Genomic DNA, 24,140 nt, shown 5'->3' with positions numbered 1-24,140 from the left:
TCCGTCCGGGCGGCTTCGTGAGCCGTCCGCCCGGCGCCCGGGCCACGGCATCGGCGGAGGCATCGCGGGACGAGCGGCGCCCCGACGTGGCCGTCGTGACGATCGTGCACGGGCGCCACGCCCACCTCGAGCGCCAGCTGTGGGGCCTGCGGCAGCAGACCCGACCGCCCGACACCCACGTGGTCGTCGCGATGGACGACCCCGACGTCGCGGCGCTGGCCACGGCCCAGGCCGGGGCCTGGGAGGTACGCGTCCCGCGTCTGCCGAGACGGGAGGGACACCTGCCCCTGGCGGCTGCGCGCAACCTCGGCGTCGACGTCGCCGCCCGCGCCGGTGCCGAGCACGTCGTGCTCCTCGACGTCGACTGCATCCCCTCGCCCGGGCTCGTCGAGCGGTATGCCGCCGTGCTGGACGACGAGCGCAGGCGGACTCCCGAGCAGGGCGGGACGCCGCTCGTCCTGTCGGGCGAGGTGGCCTATCTCCCTCCCCCGCCGGCCGGACACGACTACCGCGACCTCGACCTGGCGGCCCTGGCTGCACCGCACCCGGGTCGGCCGGTCCTGGCGACGGACGAGGTGCGGCCCGCCGACGACCTGCGCCTCTTCTGGTCCCTCTCGTTCGCCCTGACCGTGCGTTCGTGGGAGGCGGTCGGGGGCTTCGACGAGGCCTACGTCGGCTACGGCGGCGAGGACACCGACTTCGGCCAGCGCCTCGGTGCCGCAGGTGGGAGCCTCCTCTGGGTCGGGGGCGCCAGAGCGCACCACCAGCACCACCCCACGACGTCGCCGCCCGTGCAGCACGTGCACGACGTCGTCGCCAACGCCAACCGCTTCGCGCAGCGATGGGGCTGGTGGCCGATGGAGGGCTGGCTCGACGCGTTCGCCGCGCTGGGGCTCGCCCGGCGAGCGCCCGACGGCCAGTGGCAGGTCAGCGGGCCAGGACGACCGTGCTGAGGGCGTGCTCGACGACGGCCCGGCTCGTCGAACCGAGGGCCATCCCGGCGAACCCGCCGCTCCCGGTCGCTCCCAGGACGACGGCGTCCGCCACCGCGGACAGGCCGATCAGCTGCTCGGCCGCGTGGCCCGAGAGCACCTTCTGCTCGACGACGACGTCCGGGAAGTCGTCGGTCACCTCGTCCACGACCTCCCCGAGGAAGGCTCGGGTGGCCTCCTCGGGGTCGGCCGTGAACCACCACGGCGACGCACCGACACGCTCGGGCGGCGCCAGCGGGTAGAGGTGCCACACGGCAACCGCGACGACCACGGAGCCCTTGGCGCGTGCATCGGCACAGGCCCAGCGCAGCGCGTTCCGGCTCTGCTTCGAGCCGTCCACGCCCACGACGATCCTGCCCATCTGCCGAGCCGCGTCGACGCCCGACGCCCCGTCGGCCCGTGCCGCCGCACTGGGCGCCTCGGAGGTCGCCGGACTGGGCTCGGGCCGTGTCGTCTCGTCCATGGTGCTCACCTCTGTGCCCAGCGTGCGCCCCGGACACGGGCGCGCGACAGGTGCGTCGGTCCTGTCCGTTCCGGGACCTTGGTCCCGACACCCGGCGACCTTCGGCCGTGGCACCGGGCGGCCCGTCACGTGCACGATCGAGGCAGCGCCGCGCCCGACGGCGTCGACCAGGGAGAGCACCATGTGCACCGTCCTCATCACGTACTCCACCCCACCGCCACCGCCTGACACCGTCCCCCAGGTCACCGGCGAGAGCCCGTCCGGTGCGGGCACCGACGCGACGGCCGGGCCGGACTCCTCCTTCGCGGCGACGACCGCCGGCATCGACGAGGCCATCGCCGCCGCGATCGCCGACGAGCTCGCCCATGCCGGGCACCGGGTCACGTGTCGCCCCTGCGTGGCCATCACGTCGACGGACGGCTTCGAGCTCGTCGTCTCCGTCGACCACCTGCACGTCAGCCACTGGAGCGGGAGACCCTCGGTGCCCATCCGGCCGACCGAGCCGCCCGACGGCGGGACCGCGGTCGGGCCGGAGGACGGCCGGTCGACGATCCCGATGACCTGGTGCGCCGACTGGCGCGCGGTCGACGCGTGGGCCCGGAGCGTCGGCGACCACCTCGCCCACTTCCTCGAGCTGCGCACCGAGCTGGCCCGGGTCCGGGCCGAGCTCGACCGGTGTCGCGCCATGCTGCGCGCCGTGACGCCCGAGCCGAGGCACGTCAGCGCCGTCGAGCTGGGCCGCCCGGTCGGGCGTGACACCTCCCGCATCCACCGCCCGCAGTACCTGGCCTCGGCCGGCCCGACCTCGAGGACCTGACATGACGACGACGTCCGGACAGCACCCAACAGGCGAGGGCACCGACGGCACCCGCCGGTCGCCCGGCAGCGACCGCGCCGAGCAGCCGCACGGGCAGCGGTCGAGCCGGCGGATCAACTACGCCGACCTGACGCCCGCCGAGTCCCAGGCCCTCCTCGAGTCCCGCGACGTCGGCCGGATCGGGTGGAACGCGGGCCACGGACCGCAGATCTTCCCGATCAGCTACGCGTGCGCGGCCGACCTCATCGTCTTCCGCACGTCGCCCTTCGGGGTGCTCTCCGAGCTCGTGCGCCCGACCCAGGTCGTCTTCGAGGTGGACGACCTCGACGACACCGCGCACACGGGGTGGAGCGTCATCGCCCGCGGTCGCGCGCAGGCCGTCGCGTCGCCCGCCCTGCTGACGCACCTGTGGACCGTCGAGGGCGCCGAGCCTTGGGCCGGAGGCGTGCGCAACGTCTTCATCGGCATCAGCGTCGAGCGGATCACCGGCCGCTCCTTCGGGTCGCAGCGGGTCCCGCCCGCCGCGCGACGCAGTGCCCGCTGAGCACCGCTCGCGACCTGCCCCAACGACCCACCGGCCGGACCGCGCGGGCCTAGCCTTGGGTGATGACGGCGACGCGCACCACCGGTCGACGGGTGCGGCCACCCGCTGGCCCGGCGCGGACGGCACGTTGATGGTCGAGCGACGGTCGTCCTCGCCCAGTCCCTCCGGTTCGCACCCGGTGGGGTCGGTGGTGGGGTCGGTGGGCTCGGCGGAGGACCGCCTCCGTGGTCTGCTCGCCGCCAACCGCTCCGTCGTCTCCGAGCTCGCCCTGCCCGCGGTGCTGAGGCGCATCGTGGAGGCCGCCCGGACGGTCGCGGGCGCCCGCTACGCCGCGCTCGGGGTCATCGGCGTCGACGGCCGGCTCGAGCAGTTCATCCACTCGGGCATGGATCCCGACGTGGTCGAGCGGATCGGCCACCTGCCCACCGGTCGGGGGGTGCTGGGCGCGGTCATCGAGGAGCCCGAGCCGATCCGGTTGCACGCCATCTCGGACGACCCGCGATCCGTCGGCTTCCCTGCCGGACACCCGCCCATGCACGGCTTCCTCGGCGTCCCGGTGCGCTCGCGCGGCGAGGTCTTCGGCAACCTCTACTTCGCCGATCGACTCGACGGCTCGGACTTCACCTCCGACGACGAGGACCTCGTCGTCGCCCTGGCGGCCAGTGCCGGCGTGGCCATCGAGAACGCCCGCCTCTACGAGGAGTCCCGGCGACGGCAGGAGTGGCTGCGCGCCTCGGCCGAGATCAGCCGCGACCTGCTGCGGCCCGGCCTGGGGGACGACGTGCTCGTCCGCATCGCCGACGCGGTGCTGCGCCTCGCCGACGCCGACGTCGTCACCCTCGACTTCCCCGAGCACGGTGCCGTCGTCCCCGCCGGCACCGACGGACCGCTCGCGTATGCCGTCCGGCTCGTCGTCGAGGTCGCGCGCGGCCTGGGCGCGAACGACCTCGTCGGGACGTCCTACCGCTCGGGCCCGTCCCTGGCCGGCACGGCGATGCGCGAGCGGCGGGCGGTACTCGCCGAGACGCCGGGGCCGGCCGACCCGACTCTCGCCTCGGTCGCCGAGGACGGCTCGGGCGGACCGGCCATGGCGTGCCCCCTCGTCGGCGAGGCGGGCGTGCGCGGCGCCGTCGTCGTCGCCCGACGGGCGGGGAGCCGTCCCTTCACGCCCGCGGACGTCGAGATGGCCGAGCAGCTCGCGACCCACGCGGCCCTCGCGCTCGAGCTCGCGGACGGCCGCGCGGACGAGGAGCGCGTCGCCGTGCTCGAGGACCGCCACCGGATCGCCCGCGACCTCCACGACCACGTCATCCAGCGCATCTTCGCCACGGCGCTGACGCTCCAGGCGGCCAGCGAGCGCGCGGCCGACACCGCGGTGCGCGGGACCCTCGGCCGTGCCGTCGAGGATCTCGACGAGACGATCCGGACGATCCGCGCGTCGATCTTCGAGCTCCAGGAGCCGCCGTCGTCGCCCGACGCACGCGCCGTGCTGCTCGAGGTCGTGTCCGCCGCCACCGCGGGCGTCGGCGTCGAGCCGACCCTGCGGCTCGAGGGCCCCGTCGCCACCGTCATCGACCCGGTCCTGCTCCACGACGTCACGGCGGTGCTCCGCGAGGCCCTGACCAACGTCGTCAAGCACGCCCGCTGCACGGCGGTCAACGTCCGCGTCGCCGTCACGGCCGAGGAGGTCACGGTCGAGGTGACCGACGACGGCCCCGCCACGCGGGGCCACGACGGCGGCCCGTCCGGCAGCACCGGGAGCACAGGGAGCACCGGGAGCACCGACCGGGCCGACCGGGCCGACCGGGCCGACCGACCGCTCGAGCGCCGGCACCGCGGCCTCGCCAACCTCACGAGCCGTGCCCGCCACCGCGGAGGGGACTGCACGCTCACGACCGACGAGAGGGAGACGGTACTGACATGGACCGCCCTGCTGAGCCCGTGACGACCCCGATCACCGTGTTCCTGCTCGACGACCACGAGATCGTGCGACGCGGCCTCGTCGACCTGCTCGAGTCGCACGACGGGTTCCGGGTCGTCGGAGAGGCCGGCACCGCCGCCGAGGCCCTGCGTCGCATCCCCACGCTCGCCCCGCAGGTGGCGCTGCTCGACGCGCGCCTGCCCGACGGGAGCGGCATCGACGTGTGCCGCGACGTGCAGGTGACCAGCCCCGGCACCCGCTGTCTCATCCTCACCTCCTACGACGACGACGACGCCCTCTTCGCCGCCGTCATGGCGGGCGCCTCGGGATACCTGCTCAAGCAGATCCGCGGCACCTCGCTGACCGAGGCGGTGGCGCACGTCGCGGCCGGTCACTCGCTCATCGACCCTGCACTCGTCGAGCGCCTCCTCGAGCGGATCCGCCGACCCCAGGGCGACGGCCCGGCGAACGGCACGGGCACGCACGCGCCGGGACGGGGTGGCCCGGCCCGGCCGGGTTCGCGCACCGACACCCTGACCGACCGGGAGCAGGAGATCCTCACCCTCATCGCCGAGGGGCTGACCAACCGCCAGATCGGCGAGCGCCTGCACCTCGCCGAGAAGACCGTCAAGAACTACGTGTCGGGCCTGCTCGCCAAGCTCGGCTTCGCGCGGCGCACCCAGGCCGCGGTGTACGGCGCCCAGCACGGCGCGGAGCCGGCGGAGCGTGGCGAACGCCCGTGACGGCATACGCCGGCCGGCGGCTGTAACGGAAGGGCGTGGGCCGCGATGGTGTGGGTGAGGCGGCACCCGATCCCCCGAGCGGGTGCCGTCTCGCTGTCTGCCCGGCACCTCGACCCGAGAGCGACGCCACCGCCGCCCCTGACTGGTTGAAGGGCGACGATGCCGCCAGGTGACGTGTACCCAGCCAGGTCATCCTCAGTCGCGGCGGACCGAGAGGGGCCGCCCCGATCGGCCCGGTCGCGCAGCCCGCTCGGCACCACGGGTCGGGCGTGTCCCCTAGGCTGGTCAGGCGCCATTCGCGGTCGAGCAAAGGCCGCCGGCGGGGTACCAGTAGGAGTTTTCGCATGGAGCCACACGTCGTGGCGGGCACCTCGCCCAGAGACGGGGTCGACACGGTCTTCGGAGCGGCCGACGACACCGATGACCACCTGACACCCGTCGAGACCTACCTCCTCGAGGCCCTCGAGCGGCTCGACGCCGCCGAGTCCCGAGCCCTCCAGCTCGAGGCCGCCCTCGCCCACAGCCGTGACATCGGCGCCGCCATCGGCATCCTCATGGCGCTGCGCCGCCTCACCCGCGAGGAGGCGTTCGACGACCTCCGCCGAGCCAGCATGGCCCGCAACGTCAAGCTGCACCTGCTCGCCCTGGAGGTCGTCGAGACCGGGTCGATCAGCCGAGGCTGACCCGCGCGAAGTGCGCTCCGGCCATGCTCCGGCCACCCTCCAGCCACGCTCCGGCACACGGTGCTTCTGCTGGAGGCTCCGGAGCGGCATGATGGCGCTCGGTGACCTGCGCACGACGCCAGGCCGGGAGGAGCACGATGCAGCCGGACGGCGCCGCCGCACAGGAGCCGCGACCGCAGGCCGCGCCGGACCCGTCACCCGCCCCACAGGACGGGCAGCTCCGCAGCCAGGTGCGCCGTGAGCTGGGATCGGGCTTCCGCCGCTCACTCGGCCTCACGGCGCTCGGCACCCTCCTGCCGGGTGCGGGTCTGACGCAGACCCGGAGCCGCTGGGTCGGCTGGACCATCCTCGGCGTCACCCTGGCCGCCCTCGCCGTCGGCGCGTACGCCCTGCTCACCCAGGGCGCCACGAGCGCCGCGCTCATGGTCGTCGCGCGACCCGGTCTGCTCCGCGGCGCCGTGATCGTCATCGCGCTGTGGGGACTCGTCTGGTGCGCGTCGATCGTCCTCACCGCCGTCCAGGCCCGACCCGGCACGCTCGACCGGGCCCGTACCCGCCTGCTCGCAGCCTTCACGACCCTCATGGTGCTCGTGGTCGGCGGCGGGGCCTGGACGGCGGCGGACTACGCCCTCATCACCCAGGACACCGTCGAGGTCGTCTTCTCGGCGCCACCGGCGCGACCCGGCGTCGGCGCGAAGGTCGTCGAGGGCGACGACCCGTGGGCTGAGCAGGCCCGGGTCAACCTCCTGCTGCTCGGCTCCGACGCGGGCTCCGACCGCGTCGGCACCCGCACGGACTCGATGATCGTCGCGAGCATCGACACCCGCTCCGGGCGCACGACGCTCATCTCGATGCCCCGCAACCTGCTCAAGGCGCCGCTCGCCCCCGGCAGCCCCCTCCTCGCCCGCTACCCGTCCGGCCGCTTCGGCTCCCCCGAGCGATCCTGCGCCCAGAACGAGCCCGGCGTGACCGGCCAGTGCATGCTCACCAACCTCTACAACGAGGCGGAGGCGTATGCCGTCGACCACCCGGGCGCGTATCCCCAAGGCGTCGTGCCGGGCCGGGAGGAGATCCGCGGCGCCGTCCAGCAGATCGTCGGGCTCACGATCGACCACGTCGTCGTCATCGACCTCAAGGGCTTCTCCCTCCTCATCGACGCCATGGGCGGGCTCGACATCAACGTCAAGAACGCCGGCACCGGGGGGCCCCTGCCGATCGGCGGCCACGTGACGGCCGACCAGCGCATCGTCGACGTCAAGGCGTACTTCACCCCCGGGCGCCAGCACCTCGACGGGTGGCGTTCGCTCTGGTACGCGCGCTCCCGCGCCGCCGACAACGACACCTTCCGGCAGGCCCGGCAGCGATGCGTCGTCCAGGCGATCGTCGAGCAGGTCAACCCGGCGAAGATGGTGGGGCAGTACCCGCAGCTGGCCCGGATCGCCCGCGACAACATCTACACCGACATCCCGGCCCAGAGCCTCCCCGCCTTCGTCGACCTCGTCGAGCGGGCGCAGAAGGCCAAGGTCAACAGCGTGACCCTGACCCTCGACGACGGCATCACGCCGTGGGACCCCGACTACGCGAAGATCCGCGCTCTCGTCAGGAAGGGGATCGCCGCACCGAAGCCGGCGAAGACGCCGACGCCGACGTCGACGACGCCCCGATCCAGCGACGGCACGGGCACGGCGACCCGGACCCCGCGCACTCCCGCGACGGCGAGCCCGACGACGACGCCGTACGCCCAGTGCTGAGGGCCGTCGTGCGCGCTCTCGCGCCCCGCACGGGCTGACCCGCCCGACCCTGTCCGGCCGGGCATGATCACCCTCGACGGGGGAATCGCCCGGGGCTTCACCGCTCCTAGCCTGACGACCATGAGGACCAGCCCGATCGTCGTCGTCGCCCTCCTGTCGGTCAGCGTCGTCCCGCTCGCCGCGTGCACCTCGCAGCCGGACCCCGTGCAGGCGCGCATCACCAACCCGGCTCGCGGCACCAGCGTCAACGCCGAGGTCGGCCGCATCCGGCTCCTCGCGACGCGCATCGACGCGCCCGAGGACCGCAAGCTGCTCGGCGGGTCCAACACCGGCCTGTTCACGACGCTCGCCAACGACGGCGACGCCGCCGACCGGCTCGTGGGCGTGAGCTCGGTGTACGCGCGTCAGGTCGTCATGCGCCAGGGCACCGACGGCCCCGAGGCCCCCGTGCAGGTCGACGTCCCGGGCAACGGCGTCGTGTCCCTGCAGTACCCCGGCGGTCTGCACCTCGAGATGGTCGACCTCAAGCTCGACGTACGGGCGGGTCGGCTCCTGCCTGTGAGCTTCCGCTTCGAGAAGGCCGGCAGCGTGACGGTCAACGTCTTCGTCGACGGCTTCGGCCTGCCGACCGTCTCCCCGGTCTCGCCCGTCGCGCCGGCCACCAGCTGATCCGGCCACGCCGTCAGTCCGTGCGGACCAGGTCGAGCACGCCCGGCGGCTCGTGCCAGATCTCGCGGGAGACCTGCTCCGGGTAGTCCGTGACCGAAGGCTCCGCGTCGAAGAGTCGCGTCGCACCGGTGTCGTGGGACGGCCAGCCGGGATCGCCACTGGTCGCGAACGCCGTCCACGCGAGCCGCATCTGCTCCGACACCGCCTCGGCCTCCGCCGTCGGCTCACCGATGAGCACGGCCGGCTGGCCCTGCGTGAGGTTGCCGAACACGAGGGGCACGTCGAGGCCGTGACAGGCGCCGAGCACGCCCCCCATGCCCGGGGCCGGCCAGGTCAGCTCGTAGAGGTGGGCCCGGCCGCCCGCCGCCAGCTGGGCCTGCGCGAGGTGCAGGGACGGCATGCGGAAGAGCCAGTCCGACCGCACGACGTCGTAGAGCTCCTCGGGGTCGGGGAAGCTGTCGCGGTAGCGCTGCGGGTCCGGGCCGAAGATCTCGGCGGCCTCGGCGGCCTGGTCCTCGGTGACCTCGCCGAGCAGTCCGGCGAGCGCCGTGAGCAGCCGCTGCTCGTGGCGCGTGTGACCGACCAGCACCGCCACCCGGCCGGTCACCCCGAGCCACGGCGTCGTCGGGAGCACGTCCCCGTCGACGACCGGCGCGAAGGGCACCAGCGCGTGGGCGGCTCGGCCCCAGCGGTCCGCGTGGCGCGGCATCGTCGCCGCCACGGCGTCACCGGCCGCCGGCAGTGCCCAGGGGTCGGCCCCGGGCAGCTCGGCGGGGTCGAGGTCGATCGCCGCCGCGCACGCCCGCGTGATGTCGCCGGCCAGCCGGGGGGTGAAGTAGGTGCCGGGCATGCTCTGCACGACGGCCCGGTGGAAGAGTCCGGCGATACGCGGCATGGCGAGAAGGGCCGCCACCGAGCCGCCGCCGGCGGACTGGCCGAAGACCGTGACGCGGTCCGGGTCACCACCGAACGCCCCGATGTTGTCGCGGACCCACTCGAGGGCCGCGACCTGGTCGAGCAGGCCGCGGTTCGGCGGCGTCCCCTCGACCCAGCCGAAGCCGTCCAGGCCCACCCGGAAGTTGAAGGTCACCAGGACGACCCCGCCCCGGGCGAGAGTGCTTCCGTCGTACTCCGGAAGACCTGACCTGCCGAAGACGTAGGCGCCGCCCTGGATCCAGACCATGACGGGCAGCCGGCCGTCGAGGTCGGGTGACCACACGTTGAGGGTCAGCCAGTCGTCACCGCGGTCGGCCAGGGCGTCCATCCCGAAGGCTCCCGACTGCGGCGGCGCCGCCCCGAAGGTCACGGCCTCGCGCACGCCGTGCCAGGGCCGCACCGGCTCGGGTGCGGCGAACGGGACCGGCGGAGCCGCGTACGGGATGCCCTTGAAGACCACGAGGTCGCCGTCGGTGACCCCGCGGACGACGCCACCCGTGACCAACAGGTCGATGTCCACCAGACGATTGTCGCCACCGCGGCCGGCGCGGCGCCAGCCGTTTGCGCGGGACCGGCCGGGACCCCGGTGCCGGCCGAGGACGTCCCGCGACGTCGGTCAGGGCCCCGGCGGGTGCGGATCGGGCGCGGAGGCGAAGACGTTGAGCCCGAGCGCCCGGCTCAGCGAGCGCGTGATGAGCTGGCCCCGGACGCTGTTGCCCGCGGCGTCGAGCGGCGGCGACCACGCGGCCAGTCCGCCCTTGCCCGGCGCGACCGTCACGACGGCGCCACTGACGCCGCTCTTGCCCGGGAGCCCGACCTCCCAGAGCCAGTCGCCCGACAGCTCGTAGAGGCCCGCGGTCGCCATGACGGCCAGCACGCGCGCGCACGTCCCGTCCGACACGACCCGCTCGCCCGTCACCGGGTTGACGCCGCCGTCGGCGAGCGTCGCGGCCATGACGGCGAGGTCGTGGACGTCGACGGACAGCGAGCACTGTCGGGTGTAGAGGTCGGTCGCGACGTCGGGGTCGCAGTGCACCCGGCCGTAGCTGTGCAGCAGGTGGGCGATGCCGCGGTTGCGCAGGTTCGTGCCCGACTCGCACGCGTACACGTCCTCGTCGACGGCGAGACGTCGTCCGGCGAAGGCCGAGAGCCCGTCGACGACGACGGCCCACGCGGCCTCGGCGCCGCTGCCGTCGCGGCTGAGCCCGGCCACCTCCGGGGTGAGGCTCGTCGTGGCGATGGCGCCGGCGTTGACCATGGGGTTCATGGTGCGGTGGTCGTGCACCTCGACGGCCATCACCGAGTTGAAGGGCAGGCCGGTCGCGTTGGCGCCCAGCAGGTCTCGCGACCGGTCGTGCCCGAGCGCCTCGACGACGAGGGCCAGCACGAAGGGCTTGGACACGCTCTGGATCGAGAAGCGCACGCCGACGTCGCCGATCTCGAAGGCGCGCCCCGACACCGAGACGACGGAGGCGGCGCACCAGGCCGGGTCGGCCCCGGCGAGCTGTGGGATGTACGTCGCGACGTCCCCGTCGGCCACGTGGCGGTGCCGGTCGTATGCGGCCCGCAGCAGTCCCCCGACCGTGGCGTCGTCGGGCAGGTGGCCGGTCGACACCCTGGCGACCGGACCGTCCGGCGCCACGGACCGGGGGTCGCCGACGGGGTCTGGGACGCTGCCCCCGGACCGGTCCGCCCTCACGTCCACGTCACGTCACCGGCTGCCGACGGCGTCAGTTGAGGTGAACGGGAGCGCTTGGACCCCAAGGGATCCCGATCAGATACCACGCGACGAAGAAGAGGATCCACGTGACGAGGACGATGGCGGTGTACGGGATCATCATCGACACGACCGTGCCGAGTCCGGCCTTCTTCTGGTAGCGCTGGCACACGAGAACGATGAAGGGCAGGTACACCATGAGCGGTGTGATGACGTTCATCGGTCCGTCGCCGACGCGGTAGGCCGCGATGACCGTCTGCGGCGCGATCCCGAGCCGGTAGAAGAGGGGGATGAAGATCGGCGCCAGGATCGCCCACTTGGGGATGACGCCCGGCATGATCAGGTCGATGACGGCCACGAGCAGGATGAAGCCGACGAGGAGCGCGAGCGCCCCGATGTTGGCGCTCTCGAGGATGTCGGCCAGCCCCGTCGCCGCGAGCCTGCTCATGTTCGAGTAGTTGAAGTACGCGATGAACTGGGCGATGAGCAGCATGAGGAAGATCAGGCCGCCGAGGCCGTTGAAGGTCTTGACGATCGCGTTGATGACGTTCGTGCTGCCCATGAGCGTCTTCGCCCCCCGGCCGTAGCCGAGTCCTGCCGCGAGGAAGAGCATCGAGATGATGAAGAGCAGGCTGCTCATGAAGGGTGAGGAGCCGAAGATCTCACCGGTGTCGGGGTTGCGTAGCGGAGCGTTCGGCAGGGCGGTGAGGAGGGTGACGACGGCGACGGCCACGAGCGTCCAGATGAGCGACATGCGCAGGCCGCGGGACTCGAGGGCCATCTCCTCGTCGGTTTGCGCCGTCTCCGCGGCCGCGGCCTCGGGGGCCTCGGCGGCCTTGGGGGCCTCGGACCGGTTCCAGGCTCCCAGGCGGGGCTCGAGGAGACGTTCGGTCACCCACGTCATGACGACGGCGCAGAAGAGGAGCGACGCCGTGCTGAAGAAGAAGTTCTGGGTGACGTTGAGCTCCACGTCGGGCGCGACGAGGCCGATGGTCTCGTTCGTCACCTCGGTGATGATGCCGTCCGCCGGAGTGATGAGGACGTTGACGAAGAAGGCCGCGCTGACGCCGGCGTATGCCGCCGCGATGCCGGCGAGCGGGTGGCGCCCGAGCGAGACGAACGCCGCGGCCCCGAGCGGGATCAGCACGAGGTAGCCGGCGTCGGAGGCGACGCTCGAGATGCCACCCAGGAGCACGATGATGAAGGTGATCGCGCCGCGCGGGGCGACCTTGACCATCTTGCGGATCAGGGCTGCGATGAGCCCAGCCTCCTCGGCCACGCCGACACCGATCATCGCGACGAGGATGACGGCGACGACGCCGAAGTCGTTGAAGTTCTGCACGGCCGTCGTGAAGATGAAACGGATGCCGTCGCCCGTGAGCAGGCTGTTGGCGGTGATCGTCTCGCGCTCGATCTCGTAGTCCGGGACCGCACCGACCGGCGGGTGCGGGTAGCCGGGCACGACGGTGCCGCCCTCGTAGTCCGGCACCGCGGGGACCGAGCCGGGCTCGGCGACGTCGGCCGTGACGCTCGCGCCGGTGAGGTAGAGCACGTGCGAGAGCACGATGACGATGATGATGAGCCCGAGGAAGATCAGGGCCGGGTGCGGCACCTTGTTGCCGAGGCGCTCGATCGCGTCGAGGAAGCGCTGGGTCCCGCCCGGCTTGCCCGAGGCCGCTCCGTCCTCGTCGGCGGCCGGGTCCGGTGTCTGGGCGATGGTGCTCACGCGTCCACCTCCGCCGGCCTCTCGAACGCGCAGGCGAGCTCGACGAGGAGCCTGCTGCCGAAGCCGGTGGCCCCCTTGTTGCGCCAGCCCCTGGCCTCCGGGAGCTGGGCCGTGCCGGCGATGTCGATGTGGGCCCACGGTTTGCCGCCGACGAACTCCTCGAGGAAGAGGGCGGCCGTGATCTGGCCGGCGTTGGGTCCTCCCATGTTCGTCATGTCGGCGATCGGCGAGTCGAGCTGCGAGCGGTAGCGGCGGTGCAGCGGCATCGGCCAGACCGGCTCGTCGACCGCGTCACCGGCCGCGCGGACCTGCTCGACGAGCGCGTCCGAGTTGCCCATGACGCCGGCGATGTCGACGCCCAGCGCCCGCAGGCACGCGCCCGTCAGAGTGGCGATGTCGACGATCGCGTCGACGTCGAGCTCGACGGCCAGGGCGAGGGCGTCGGCCATGACGAGGCGTCCCTCGGCATCGGTGTTGAGCACCTCGACGGTCTTGCCGTTGCGCATCCGGAGCACGTCGCCGAGCTTGAGCGCCGAGCCGGAGGGCATGTTGTCGGTGCACATGAGATAGCCGGTCACCTCCGTCCGGCACCCGACGTCGCGCAGGGCGGTCATCGCCGCGAGCACGGTTGCGGCACCGGTCATGTCGTTCTTCATCTGCGCGTGCGACTCGTCGCTCGGCTTGAGGCTGATGCCGCCGGAGTCGTACATGATGCCCTTGCCGACGAAGGCGAGGTGCCCTCGTGACTCGCCCTCCGGCGCGTAGTGCAGGCGGACCATGCGGGGCTCCTCGACACTGCCGAGGTTGACCCCGAGCAGTCCGCCGCAGCCCATCTCGATGAGCTCGTCGAGCCCGACGACGTCGACCTCGAGGCCGGCGTCCGGGCCGAGCTCCTGGGCGACCTCGCCGATGCGGGTCGCCGTGAGCGCCGCGGCCGGACAGTTGGCGAGGTCGCGGCCCAGGGCTGCCGCCCGAGCGCGCACCTCACCCCGACGGACGCCCTCGACGACCGCTTCGGAGTGGTCGGCCGGGGTCACGATGACGAGCCGCTCGAGGACGGGGTCGTCGTCGGACTCGCTGATGCGGAAGCGCCAGCGGGCGAGGAGGACACCCTCGGTCACGGCCCGGGCGAAGTCGCCGGGCGACAGCCCGATCTCCCGGTCGGGCAGCTCCACCGCGAGTCGGGTGTGCTGCGGCACGGCCCGTGCGAACGTCGCGGCGAGGTCGCGGACCGCGGCCTCGTCGACGTCGTCGACCCTGCCGATGCCGACCGCGACGAGGGCTCGCCCCCCGCCAGGGAGCACGATCGTCTGCCCGCGTTTGCCGGTGAAGCCCGCCGCGGCGAGAGCGGCGGCGTCCTGCCCGAGCTCGGAGGGTGGCTCGGCACCCTCTGCGACGGGCACCGCGACCGCTCCGACCTCGTCGGCACCGGGCAGCTGGGTCAGGACGTCGACCGTGGCGGACGAGCGCGTGGACGGGATGGGATCCAGAGTGCGCATGGCTTGAGTGCTCACGCCCAACTCCTTCCGGAGGCGATGAACCGTGGTCCCTCCGAGCATGGCCGTCCCGAGGCCGGGCCCGATTCACCCGTCGTGGGTGACCGCACCACGGCCCAGTGCCCGGACGATGGGGCCATGAGCCCGGCCACGACGAGCCTGGTCGTCCTCGGCGCGACCGTCGTCCTCTTCGTCTGGAACCGGCTGCCCGTGGGTGGGGTGGCCGTCCTCACCTGCCTCACGCTCTACGCGACCGGCCTCGTCGACGCGGACACGGCGCTGTCCGGCTTCGGTGACCCCGTCGTCGTCTTCATCGCCTCCCTCTTCGTCGTGAGCGAGGCCATCGACTCGGCCGGCGTGACGACGTGGGCCGGCCAGCGGCTCATCGACGTCGTCGGCGACGGGGCGGTGCGGCTCATGGTCGCCGTGCTCGGCCTGTGCGCCGTGCTCACTGCCGTCATCACCCTCAACGGCTCCGTCGCCGCCCTGCTGCCCATGGTGCTCGTCCTCGCCACCCGCATCCGGCGGTCGCCGTCACTCATGCTCATGCCGATGGCCTTCGCCGGGAGCGCCGGCTCGCTCCTCGCGCTGACCGGCAGCCCGGTCAACGTCATCGTCTCGAACGCAGCCGTCGAGGCCGGTTCGGAGCCGTTCGGCTTCTTCGACTTCGCTGTCGTCGGGCTGCCTCTCGTGATCGGCACCGTGACGCTCGGCGTCCTCCTCGGACCCCGGGTGCTCCCCCGACGGACCTCGTCGCAGCCGGTGCGTGACCTCGGCCGTCACGCGAACCGGCTCGCGGCGTACTACGAGCTGTACGACGGCTTCTACCGCCTCCGGGTCCGTCCCGGGTCGCCCGTCGTCGGGGTGCCGTCAGCGCGGCTCGACCTCGCGGCATACCCGGGGGTGACGCTCATCGGCGTGCAGAGCGCGGGCGGACACGCCGTGACGGGCTCGACCCCGGTGGGCGACGACGACGTTGTCGTCGTCAGCGGGGCGAGCGAGGCGGTGAGCCGGCTCGTGCCCGAGCTGCGTCTCGCCGTCGCGATGCGGCCGATCACGGTCGAGTCGGCCGGGATCATGAACCGCGAGGTGGGTGTGGCCGAGGTCGTCGTGCCCCCGCGTTCGCCGCTGGTCGGCGAGACGACCTTCCCCGGACAGATGCGGGCTAGCGACCTCGTGGTGCTCGGCATCCGTCGGCTCGGCAAGGACGTGGGGGCCACGCCGGTCGAGCTGACCGCCGGTGACAGCCTCCTGCTGCACGGCACGTGGACGGCCATCGAGGAGCTCGTCCACGATCGGGACGTGCTGCTCGTCGACTCACCGGATCTCGTTCGGCGACAGGCAGTTCCGCTCGGCCCGCGGTCGGGACGGGCCGTCGTCGTCCTGCTCGTCATGGTCGTGGTGCTCGCTCTCGGGGTCGTGTCCCCGGCGATCGCGGGCCTCGCCGCGGCGACCGCGATGGTGCTGACCAGGGTCATCAGCGTCAACCAGGCCTACCGTGCCGTCTCGTGGCAGACCGTCGTGCTCATCGGCGGCCTCATCCCGCTGTCGACCGCGATCGAGACGAGCGGTGCGGCAGACCTCGTCGCCAAGGGGCTCATCGACGTCGTGGGCGACGGCCGACCCTACGTGCTGCTCGTCGCGCTCTTCGCCCTGACCGCGGTCGTCGGCCAGGTCGTCAGCAACACCGCCACGGTGCTCATCGTCGTGCCGATCGCCGTCGCGGCGGCCCAGGAGACCGGTGTCTCCGTGCAGCCGGTGCTCATGCTCGTCGCGGTCGCCGGCGCCGCATCGCTGCTCACCCCGATCGCGACGCCGGCCAACATGATGATCATGGGTCCGGGCGGCTACCGCTTCGGCGACTACTGGCGCCTGGGGCTGCCGGTCCTGCTGCTGTGGATGGCGGTGTCCGTGGCCGTCATCCCCCTCGTGTGGCGTTTCTGAGGGCCGCGGCCTCGGCGACGTGCCCGCGACGCCACCTCGTCACCGTCACCGCACCCAGCGCGAGGGGCACGAGCATCCAGCACACGCGGAAGACGACGAGGCCGGCGACCGCCTCCGCCTCGAACAGCCCCTGCTCCAGGCCCAGGATCGCGATGACGGCGGCGTCGAGCACCCCGACCCCGGCGAGCGGCAGGGCCGTGAGCGGGTAGCTGACGAGCAGGGCCACGACGATGGTCACGGTGGGCGCCACGACGGCGGGCACCCCGGCGAAGCGCAGCGACAGCACGAGCAGCAGCGCCTCGCTGAGCAGCAGCCCGAGCTGGCAGGCCATCGCCCGGCCCCAGCCGCGGCGCAGCACGTCGCCCGACTGCCGGACGAACTCGGCAGCGCGGGTCGACCACGCCACGGGGTCGACCCGCGTGCTCACCCGCCGCAGCCGGTGGGCGACCCATCCGGCGGCGCGCGCGGCCGGCCGCTCCCCCCTCGACGCGATGACGAGTCCCGCCACGACCACGAGGCTGACGGCACCGCTCGTGACCGCCGTCCAGACGTATGCCGTCTCGGCCTGACCGGCGACCGCCGATAGTGCCAGCCCGAGGACCGGCGCGCCGAAGCGCGCGACGTAGTAGGTCAGGGTGTTGAGCGTGATGCCGGCGACGCCCTCGGCGGCGGGGATCCCCCACGACCGGAGCATCGCGATGCGGAGCACGACGTCGCCCGGTGGCGGTGCGACCGTCGCGACGAGGTTGGCGGACAGGTCGTTGGACACGGCGTGGCGCAGGCCCAGGGCGGGGACGAAGACTGCGAGCGGGCCGGCGTTGAGGCACTGGCGCACCGCGACGACGGCGAGCAGGGCCGCGACCTGGAGCAGGGAGAGATCGGTGACCGCGTCCCAGACCGACGACCAGTTCACCCGACGCACGACGCGGGCGAACCACCAGAGCGCCACCAGGGTGATCCCGATCTTGAGGCAGCCCACCGGCAGGGCGCGTCGTCGCACGGCCGGGAGCAGCGGGTCCGGTCGCGACGGCCGCTCCGGGGGCCCGGACTGCCTCGGCTCGTGGGGACGAGCCTCGTGGTCCCCCACGGACTCCTGGGTCACCGGGGTTCAGTCCGGCAGGCGCCGCAGCTCGAGGAGCGTGAACCCGAGGTCCTGGAAGCGGTCGAGGATGCCGTGCAGGTGGGGAGCGTCGACGACCCTGCCGTACATGACCGAGCCCTTCGTGCCGATCTCCACGGTCGACTCGTCGAGCTCGGGAAACGCCGCGCGGGCGACCTCGGGGACCTGCTCGGCCAGGATGAACTCGTAGCGCACGCCGCCCCCTTCGTGGGTCGAACCGGATGCCGATGGCTCCTGGTCCGATCGTGCCGCGCTCGGCGGGTCGTGGCGTCACCCCGGGCGGGTGACCCGCGACCTAGAGGAGCCCGAGCCGACGGGCCGCGGCCACGGCATCGCGACGCGAGCCCACGCCGAGCTTCTGGAAGAGCGAGCGCAGCTGTGTCTTGACGGTGTTGCGGCTCACGGCACGGGCGTCGGCGATCTCGGCGACGGTGAGCAGCGACGGGAGCTCACGCAGCAGGCTCAGCTCGCGCGCACTGAGCGCCACGTCGAGCAGGGGCTCGGTCGGCGGCACCGGAGCCTCCAGCGCGTGCTCGCGCAGCACGAGGGCGAACGGCTCGAGCTCACCGAACCGCCCGGCCCCGACGGCGAGCACGTCGGCGACCTCGGGCGCGAGCTCGAGGACCATCCGCAGGGCGCGCTGCGGCGCGGCGCGGGTCAGGGCGACGACGAGGCCCTCGTGGGCCACCGTCGGCTGCGCGTTGCGGTGGGCGACCACCGCCTTGACCAGGTGCGCCGTGACCGCGGGCCGAAGCGGCAGGCTCGCGGGGTCGAGGGACAGCAGGGGGGCGGCGGCCGTCCGGGCCGCGACGTCCTCGCCGGCCCTGAGGTGGCGGACCGACGTCATCACCGCGGTCTCGACCTGGCTGCCGGGCAGGGCCGCGCACAGCTGCTCGATCTCGATGGCCAGCCGTGGGAAGCCTGCCAGCAGCACCACGAGATGGGCTCTGGAGAGCTCCGCGACCGCCATCGCCGGGGTCATCGACAGGCGGCTGACGGCCCGGGCGTCGGCCATGACGCGGGTCGCGACGTCCTGGCGGGCACCCGGTTCGGCCGCCGCCGCGTCGAGGTCGAGGTGCGCCTGGAGCATCCTCGCGAGTCGCGCCAGCTGCTCCAGGCCGCGCGCCGCCGTGGAGGTCGCGTCGGGGCCGTCCACCAGGTCCAGGTCGGGAGCCCCCGCGACGGGCGGGACCGCCGTGACCGCGGCGACGAGCTCGAGGGCGGTGCGGTTGCGCTCGCGAGCGGTCTCGGCGTCGAAGACGTGGAAGGCACCCCACGCCGCCAGGACGTGGGCGGGAAGGAGCCGCGGCGACATCGCCCAGGGCGTGCCCTGGGCGTCGGCGAGCACCTGCTCGGACCACGCCCTCATGTGGACGAGGTCTTCCTGGCCGGCGGCGACCGAGGCGAGGCCGACCATGGCCTGCAGGGCCGACAGGACGTGGCCGGCGTCGCGGGCGGTCACCAGGGCGGCGCCGTAGGCCGCCCGCGCCTCGTCGAGCCGGCCGGCACCGAGCAGGACACCTCCGCTCGTCAGCTCGTCGAGCAGGGTCAGGTCGGTCCGCGCGTGCGGGACGCGCCCCGCCGGCCGACCGCGCCTCGGGAGGCCTTCTGCGGCATACGGGCTCGTCGGGAGGTCGACGCCCGGGAGCGTGACCGCGCCTGGTGCGGGACGGCCGACCGACCAGGTCCGCAACGTGGAGGAGAGCTCTGCGGCCAGGCCGTCGGTGACCCTCTCGTCCCCGGTGGGCTGGACTCCCAGGTGCTCGGGCGGGCTCTCGGTGCGGCGGTGCCCGGCGTCGTCACCGACGAAGGAGAGCCAGCGCAGGCCGACGGACAGGAGGCGCTCGAGGGGAAGCACTCCGGGGTCGCGGCCCGCGGGGTCGGCGGACGCGGGGTCGCCATCGGTCGCGCCCGCGAGCCACGTCCCCGGCTGGGTCGCCAGCGACGCCAACTGCACCCGGGCGGACACCGGATCGGACAGGTCGAGGCTCGCGAGCGCTGCGACCGCCGTCATGACCGGGTCACCCTCGTGGACCGTGCGCACCGCGGCCTCGACGTCGGCGGCCCGGCCGTCGAGGAGCAGGTGGAGGGCGTGGTGGTGGATGACGTCGCTCATGAGGCCGAGGTCACCGGCCGCCTCGGCGTGACGCAACGCCTGCCCGGGGACGTCGTGGGCGGCATACCACTGGGCCGCGCGCGCATGGACCTCTCGGGCGCCCCGGAGGCTCCGGGACTCGAGCATCGCGCCGAGGTAGCTGCGCAGGAGCACGTGGTAGCGGTAGGTCGGGGGCCCGACCCGGTCGACGGTGACCATGGCGTTGTCGGACGAGAGCGCCTCGAGCAGCGCACCCGCGTCGTCGCGCCCGGTGACGGCTGCGGCGAGCTCGGGTGTTAGGTCCTCGAGGACCGAGGTCGAGACGAGGAAGTCCCGCGTCGACTCGTCGAGGCTCGCGAGCACCTCCTCGACGAGGTAGCCCGACATCGCACGGTGGCTCCGCGCGAACTCGCGCAGGAACCCCTCGGCGTCACGACCGCGCGCCAGCGAGACGGCCGCGAGGGCGACGCCCGCGGCCCAGCCCTCGGTGAGCTCCTGCAGGTGGCGCACCTGCCCGTCGTCGAGGTCGAGGTCGTGTCGGGACAACAGCTCTCGCGTGTCGTCGACGGAGAAGCGGAGCTGGTGCTCCCGCACCTCGACCAGGCGCTCCTCCAGACGCAGCCGCGCCAGGCGCAGACCGGGGTCGGCACGCGTGCCGATGACCACGTGCAGGTACGGCGGCGCCCAGCGGACGATCAGCCCGACGAGCTCGACGCAGCGCGGGTCGCGGACGAGGTGCAGGTCGTCGAGGACGAGCCACGTGTCCGTGGGAGCCTCGCCGGCGAGACCGATGAGGCGCGAGACGAAGGCGTGCCCCACCCGGCTCGGGACCGTCTCCTCGTCGATCGCGGGGACGTGGGGTCCGACGGCCGCACGGACGGCACCGAGAAGGGTCTCGGCCATGACCTGAGGGTCGTTGTCCTCGCGGTCGAGGGACGCCCAGCCGACGAGGTCGCCGCGCCCTTCGAGCGCCTCCGACCAGTCCGCGAGCAGGGTCGTCTTCCCCGTGCCGACCGAGCCTGCGACGAGCACGAGAGTGCCGCGGGCCCGCTCGGTCGCGGAGGCCAGTGGCACCGGCGCCGGGATCGCGGCACGGCGCACCGTCCGGACCGTGAGGCCCGGCGGACGGTGCTTGGGCGAGGGCCGGCAGGCGGCGGAGCGGCGGCCACCGACGTGCTCGTCGGTGGCCCGCGCCGTCCCCGAGTGCACGGCGTCAGCCCTCGCCGGACGACCCACCCGGTCGCCCGGAGGGGTCTGGGGGCTCAGGGCTCTGGCTGCTGGGGACGGGCCATGCTGGGAGGGGCATCACGGTGCACTTTCGTGAGGGGGTCACGCAGGCGACACGATCCGGGCTGGACGCTCGACCACCGACCACCGCGGTGACCGGCCGCTCGGCCCGGCTTCACCGTACCCCTGCCCCCAGCCGTCGTTCAGGATTGAGGCGTTTCCTCGTGGGTGCGTCCACCGGCTGAACGCCGGTTGCCGGGCCGAGTGGCCGGACGCGACTCCGGTGCGTCGTAGACCGCCACGGAGCGGTCGGCCGGTGGGAGAGGGAGACCTCATCAAGGGGTGAGCGGATGTCCATGAGCGCGGAGTGCGAGAACGGCTGGCACAAGAGGTGCCCGGCGAACGGCACGGTGGACCACACGTGTTCGTGCACGTGTCACTGGGACGACGACGAGGAGCCGCGCGACTGACGCACGTCCGGGAGACTCCGCGACCTGTGTCACGTGAACGACACGATGCAGGCTGCACCGGCCGAGATCGCCGCAAGCACCCAGAAGAAGGCCGGGTACCCCCCGAGCTGTCCTGCGAGGGCGGCTCCGACCCACGGCGCCGTCGCCGACGCGATCGTCACCGGGGCTGCCAGGGTCGCGGTCAGACGTCCGTACGCACGAGTCCCCCACCGATCGGTGACGGCGGTCGCCTGCAGGAGCGTGAGGTTGCCGCGGACCATCCCGGCGCCCATGGCCACGAGGGTGACGAGCCAGATCGGCCCGGCAAGGGACGCGAGGAGCGCGGTCGTCACGCCCCCGGCGAGGATGAGGACGGCGGTGCGCGTCCGCGTGCTGGTGCGCGCCGCGAGAGGCGCGTAGAGCAGGCGGCCCATGGTCTGCCCCAGGCCTCCGAGCCCGAGCGCCCACGCGGCTTGGGACGTGGAGGCACCGCGTTCGGTGAGCAGCGGGATGAGCCCGAACACGACGGCGTACATCGCGAACCCGGACAGCGTGAGCGCGACGGCCAGCTGGAGGAAGGGCCGGCTCGTGGTGATGGCGCGAGCACTGAGTGCGACGGCCGTGACCGATCTCGACGCATGGTCGGGAGGGTGCGGTGGCCACGGGCCCCGGAGACCCACGGCGTGCAGCGGTGCCGCGATGACCAGGACGACGCCGGCGAGCGCGAGGGTGGCGTGACGCCACCCGAGGTGGTCGGTGAGTGTCGCCGTGATCGGGGCGAACACGGTGCTGGCGAGGCCGCCGGCGAGGGTGAGGATGGTCAGGGCCCGGACCCGGTCATGGCCGTACCAGCGCGTGAGTGCGGCGAAAGCAGGCTGGTAGAAGGTCGCTGCCATCGCGATACCGGTCAGCATCCATCCGAACGTGAACACGAGCAGGTTCGGGGCGACGGCGATGACGGCGAACCCGGTGGCGCCGAGCAGCGAGCCTGCCGTCATCAGCCGGCGCGGTCCGGCCCTGTCGATGAGGCGTCCGACCGGGATGCCGACGAGGGCCGAGACGACGAGCGCGGCGGAGAACGCCGCGGTCGTGGTCGTCGCGGGCCAGCCGGTGTCGTGCGTGAGGGCGGGCAGCATGACGGGGAAGGCGTAGTAGAGCACGCCCCAGCCGACGACTTGGGTGATGCACAGCGCCGGGAGCGCCCAGCGGGGACGGTGCAGAAGGCCTGACGCCGTGGCGACGGCGACGCCGGAGCGGGCCCTCGACGTCGCCGTGCTCGCCGGGCCGTCGTCGTCGGCGAGAGGGGTCAGCATCCGGTGGGTCCGCACGCACCCCCGCTGCTGGACGGGGCGCCGATCTGGACGAGCTGCGGGACGGCGGGTGCGCAGCAGCCGCCGACCTGCCCCGCGTCGCCGTCGGCCGTGGTCGCGTCCGGATCGTCGAACAGGCCCGCCCCGCCGCAGACCCCCGTCTCCGGGAGCGTCAGCTCCACGCGTGAGGCGGACTCGTGGTCACCGGCCAGCGCGGCCGCCACGGAGCGGACCTGCTCGTAGCCGGTCAGCGCCAGGAAGGTCGGCGCGCGGCCGTAGGCCTTCATCCCGACCACGTAGACGTCCTGCTCGTCCTGGGCCAGCTCGCGGGCGCCGTGCGGGTAGACGGTGCCGCACGAGTGGACGTTGGGGTCGATGAGCGGCGCGAGTCCGACGGGCGCCTCGAGCCGGTCGTCGAGGCGCAGGCGCAGCTCCGACATGATCGAGTGGTCCGGGCGGAACCCGGTCAGTCCGACGACCTCGTCGAGGCCGTCGATGCGGCGTCCGTCCTCGCTGACCAGGGCCAGAGCGCCGCTGCCGACGGGCTCGACGGCCTGCGTCCGGAACCCGGTGACGACCTCGATGTGTCCTGCCGCGACAGCCTCGCGTGCGCGCAGGCCGAGGGCGCCGCGCGCGGGCAGCTCGTCCGCGTCGCCGCCGCCGTAGGCGCTGCCGACGGCCCCCCGGCGCAGGACCCAGACAGCCTTCGTCCCGGGCACCTTCTCGGCGAGGGTGGCCAGGGCGACCAGCGCCGTGAGGGCGGAGTGGCCCGACCCGACGACTGCCGTGCGCCGTCCCCCGAAACGCGCCACATCGCCTGCCTTGCTGACGTCGGGGACGCGGTAGGAGACGTGGGCCGCGACGTCGGGCTCGTGCTCCCCGTCTGCCGGGTAGCCGTCGCTGCCGAGCGGGTTCGGGCGCGTCCACGTGCCGGAGGCGTCGACGACGGCGCCGGCGGTGACCCGGCTCGTTCGCCCGTCTGCATGGCGCACGTGGACGGTGAAGGGCTGCTCCTCGCGGCCGGAGTCGACGACCCGGTCTCGGCCCCGCCGGGCGACGCCGGTCACGGTGGCGCCGGTTCGGATGCGGTCACCGAGGGCGTCGGCCAGCGGCTGGAGGTACTCCTGCGCCCACTCGGCGCCGGTCGGGTAGTGGTTCGGGTCGGGCTCGACCCAGCCCAGGCGGGAGAGCAGGCGTCGAGCGGCCGGGTCGACGAGCTCTGACCAGCGGGAGAAGAGCCGCACGTGGCCCCAGGACGCCACGGCGGAGCCGGCACGGTCGCCGCGCTCGAGCACGATCGGCTCGAGCCCCCGCTCGAGAAGGTGTGCCGCCGCGGCCAGACCGATCGGGCCGGCGCCGATGACAGCGACGGGCGCGGCGGTCCATGGCGAAGCGCTCACGGCGGTGTCGGTGGGTGCTGGGGTCGTGGTGGTCACGTGACGCCTCCGGTTCGGTCGGGGTGCCGCCGCCGGGCGGAACCACGCGGTTTCGATGGTTGTCGATGTCGACACAGCCATCTTGCAACTGGCATAGACAG

Annotated in this window: 19 protein-coding genes; 9 read left to right on the top strand and 10 right to left on the bottom strand. The window is 73.5% G+C overall.

Annotated features, from left to right (window positions below):
- Nucleotides 1-17 precede the first annotated feature (17 nt).
- Nucleotides 18-953: a glycosyltransferase family 2 protein gene (locus tag ASD90_RS05420; protein ID WP_235506395.1), complete on the top strand. Its 936-nt coding sequence runs from the start codon at nt 18-20 to the stop codon at nt 951-953.
- Here the strand turns inward: ASD90_RS05420 and ASD90_RS23750 are convergent.
- The gene (locus tag ASD90_RS23750) at nt 928-1,455 is read right to left on the bottom strand and encodes a universal stress protein (protein ID WP_162260177.1); all 528 of its coding nucleotides are present in this window, start codon (nt 1,453-1,455) and stop codon (nt 928-930) included. The genes ASD90_RS05420 and ASD90_RS23750 overlap by 26 nt on opposite strands.
- A 181-nt stretch (nt 1,456-1,636) precedes the next feature.
- On the opposite strand from ASD90_RS23750, the gene ASD90_RS23745 reads away from it, so the two are divergent.
- From ASD90_RS23745 to ASD90_RS05380, 7 genes are all read left to right on the top strand, one after another.
- Nucleotides 1,637-2,272, top strand: a complete 636-nt coding sequence (locus ASD90_RS23745) for a hypothetical protein (protein ID WP_056752588.1) — start codon at nt 1,637-1,639, stop codon at nt 2,270-2,272.
- Between the two features lies 1 nt (nt 2,273).
- Nucleotides 2,274-2,816 carry a pyridoxamine 5'-phosphate oxidase family protein gene (locus ASD90_RS05405; RefSeq protein WP_056752585.1) on the top strand — a complete coding sequence of 181 codons (543 nt, stop codon included), beginning with the start codon at nt 2,274-2,276 and terminating at the stop codon, nt 2,814-2,816.
- 199 nt (nt 2,817-3,015) lie between these two features.
- Nucleotides 3,016-4,761: a GAF domain-containing protein gene (locus ASD90_RS05400; RefSeq protein WP_162260176.1), complete on the top strand. Its 1,746-nt coding sequence runs from the start codon at nt 3,016-3,018 to the stop codon at nt 4,759-4,761.
- Nucleotides 4,737-5,480, top strand: coding sequence for a response regulator transcription factor (locus tag ASD90_RS05395; RefSeq protein WP_056752581.1), 744 nt, complete (start codon nt 4,737-4,739; stop codon nt 5,478-5,480). Before ASD90_RS05400 ends, ASD90_RS05395 begins: the two co-directional genes overlap by 25 nt.
- Nucleotides 5,481-5,824: 344 nt before the next feature.
- On the top strand, nt 5,825-6,163 hold the full coding sequence (locus ASD90_RS05390) for an ANTAR domain-containing protein (protein WP_056752578.1): 339 nt from the start codon (nt 5,825-5,827) through the stop codon (nt 6,161-6,163).
- Between the two features lie 137 nt (nt 6,164-6,300).
- On the top strand, nt 6,301-7,914 hold the full coding sequence (locus tag ASD90_RS05385) for an LCP family protein (protein WP_056752576.1): 1,614 nt from the start codon (nt 6,301-6,303) through the stop codon (nt 7,912-7,914).
- A gap of 120 nt (nt 7,915-8,034) precedes the next feature.
- On the top strand, nt 8,035-8,583 hold the full coding sequence (locus ASD90_RS05380) for a copper chaperone PCu(A)C (RefSeq protein ID WP_157622998.1): 549 nt from the start codon (nt 8,035-8,037) through the stop codon (nt 8,581-8,583).
- Between the two features lie 13 nt (nt 8,584-8,596).
- Here ASD90_RS05380 and ASD90_RS05375 read toward each other — a convergent pair whose 3' ends face one another.
- The 4 genes from ASD90_RS05375 to ASD90_RS05360 form a co-directional block, all read right to left on the bottom strand.
- The gene (locus ASD90_RS05375) at nt 8,597-10,039 is read right to left on the bottom strand and encodes a carboxylesterase/lipase family protein (protein WP_056752571.1); all 1,443 of its coding nucleotides are present in this window, start codon (nt 10,037-10,039) and stop codon (nt 8,597-8,599) included.
- Nucleotides 10,040-10,135: 96 nt separating this feature from the next.
- Nucleotides 10,136-11,134, bottom strand: a complete 999-nt coding sequence (glsA, locus tag ASD90_RS05370) for a glutaminase A (RefSeq protein ID WP_235506394.1) — start codon at nt 11,132-11,134, stop codon at nt 10,136-10,138.
- A gap of 115 nt (nt 11,135-11,249) precedes the next feature.
- Nucleotides 11,250-12,962, bottom strand: coding sequence for an AbgT family transporter (locus tag ASD90_RS05365; protein WP_056752569.1), 1,713 nt, complete (start codon nt 12,960-12,962; stop codon nt 11,250-11,252).
- Complete coding sequence (locus tag ASD90_RS05360; protein WP_235506393.1) at nt 12,959-14,476, bottom strand: leucyl aminopeptidase; 1,518 nt, start codon at nt 14,474-14,476, stop codon at nt 12,959-12,961. The genes ASD90_RS05365 and ASD90_RS05360 overlap by 4 nt, the downstream gene beginning before the upstream one ends.
- A gap of 120 nt (nt 14,477-14,596) precedes the next feature.
- Here ASD90_RS05360 and ASD90_RS05355 point away from each other — a divergent pair, with 120 nt between their 5' ends.
- Nucleotides 14,597-16,402: an SLC13 family permease gene (locus ASD90_RS05355; protein WP_056752564.1), complete on the top strand. Its 1,806-nt coding sequence runs from the start codon at nt 14,597-14,599 to the stop codon at nt 16,400-16,402.
- On the opposite strand, the gene ASD90_RS05350 is transcribed toward ASD90_RS05355, so the two are convergent.
- From ASD90_RS05350 to ASD90_RS05330, 5 genes are all read right to left on the bottom strand, one after another.
- Complete coding sequence (locus ASD90_RS05350) at nt 16,377-17,402, bottom strand: lysylphosphatidylglycerol synthase domain-containing protein (RefSeq protein ID WP_162260175.1); 1,026 nt, start codon at nt 17,400-17,402, stop codon at nt 16,377-16,379. The two genes, ASD90_RS05355 and ASD90_RS05350, sit on opposite strands and share 26 nt — an antisense overlap.
- A gap of 108 nt (nt 17,403-17,510) precedes the next feature.
- A complete protein-coding gene (locus ASD90_RS05345; protein WP_056752559.1) occupies nt 17,511-17,717 on the bottom strand; it encodes a hypothetical protein in 207 nt (68 codons plus the stop codon).
- Between the two features lie 100 nt (nt 17,718-17,817).
- Complete coding sequence (locus tag ASD90_RS24610; protein ID WP_056752556.1) at nt 17,818-20,826, bottom strand: LuxR C-terminal-related transcriptional regulator; 3,009 nt, start codon at nt 20,824-20,826, stop codon at nt 17,818-17,820.
- 517 nt (nt 20,827-21,343) lie between these two features.
- The gene (locus tag ASD90_RS05335) at nt 21,344-22,606 is read right to left on the bottom strand and encodes an MFS transporter (RefSeq protein WP_082588571.1); all 1,263 of its coding nucleotides are present in this window, start codon (nt 22,604-22,606) and stop codon (nt 21,344-21,346) included.
- On the bottom strand, nt 22,600-24,003 hold the full coding sequence (locus ASD90_RS05330) for an FAD-dependent oxidoreductase (RefSeq protein ID WP_056754479.1): 1,404 nt from the start codon (nt 24,001-24,003) through the stop codon (nt 22,600-22,602). Before ASD90_RS05330 ends, ASD90_RS05335 begins: the two co-directional genes overlap by 7 nt.
- Nucleotides 24,004-24,140 lie beyond the last annotated feature (137 nt).

The organism is Terrabacter sp. Root181 (assembly GCF_001428505.1).
GTDB lineage: Bacteria > Actinomycetota > Actinomycetes > Actinomycetales > Dermatophilaceae > Terrabacter.
Note: the sequence above shows the minus strand (reverse complement) of the source record. Positions and strands in the feature narration are given on the sequence as shown.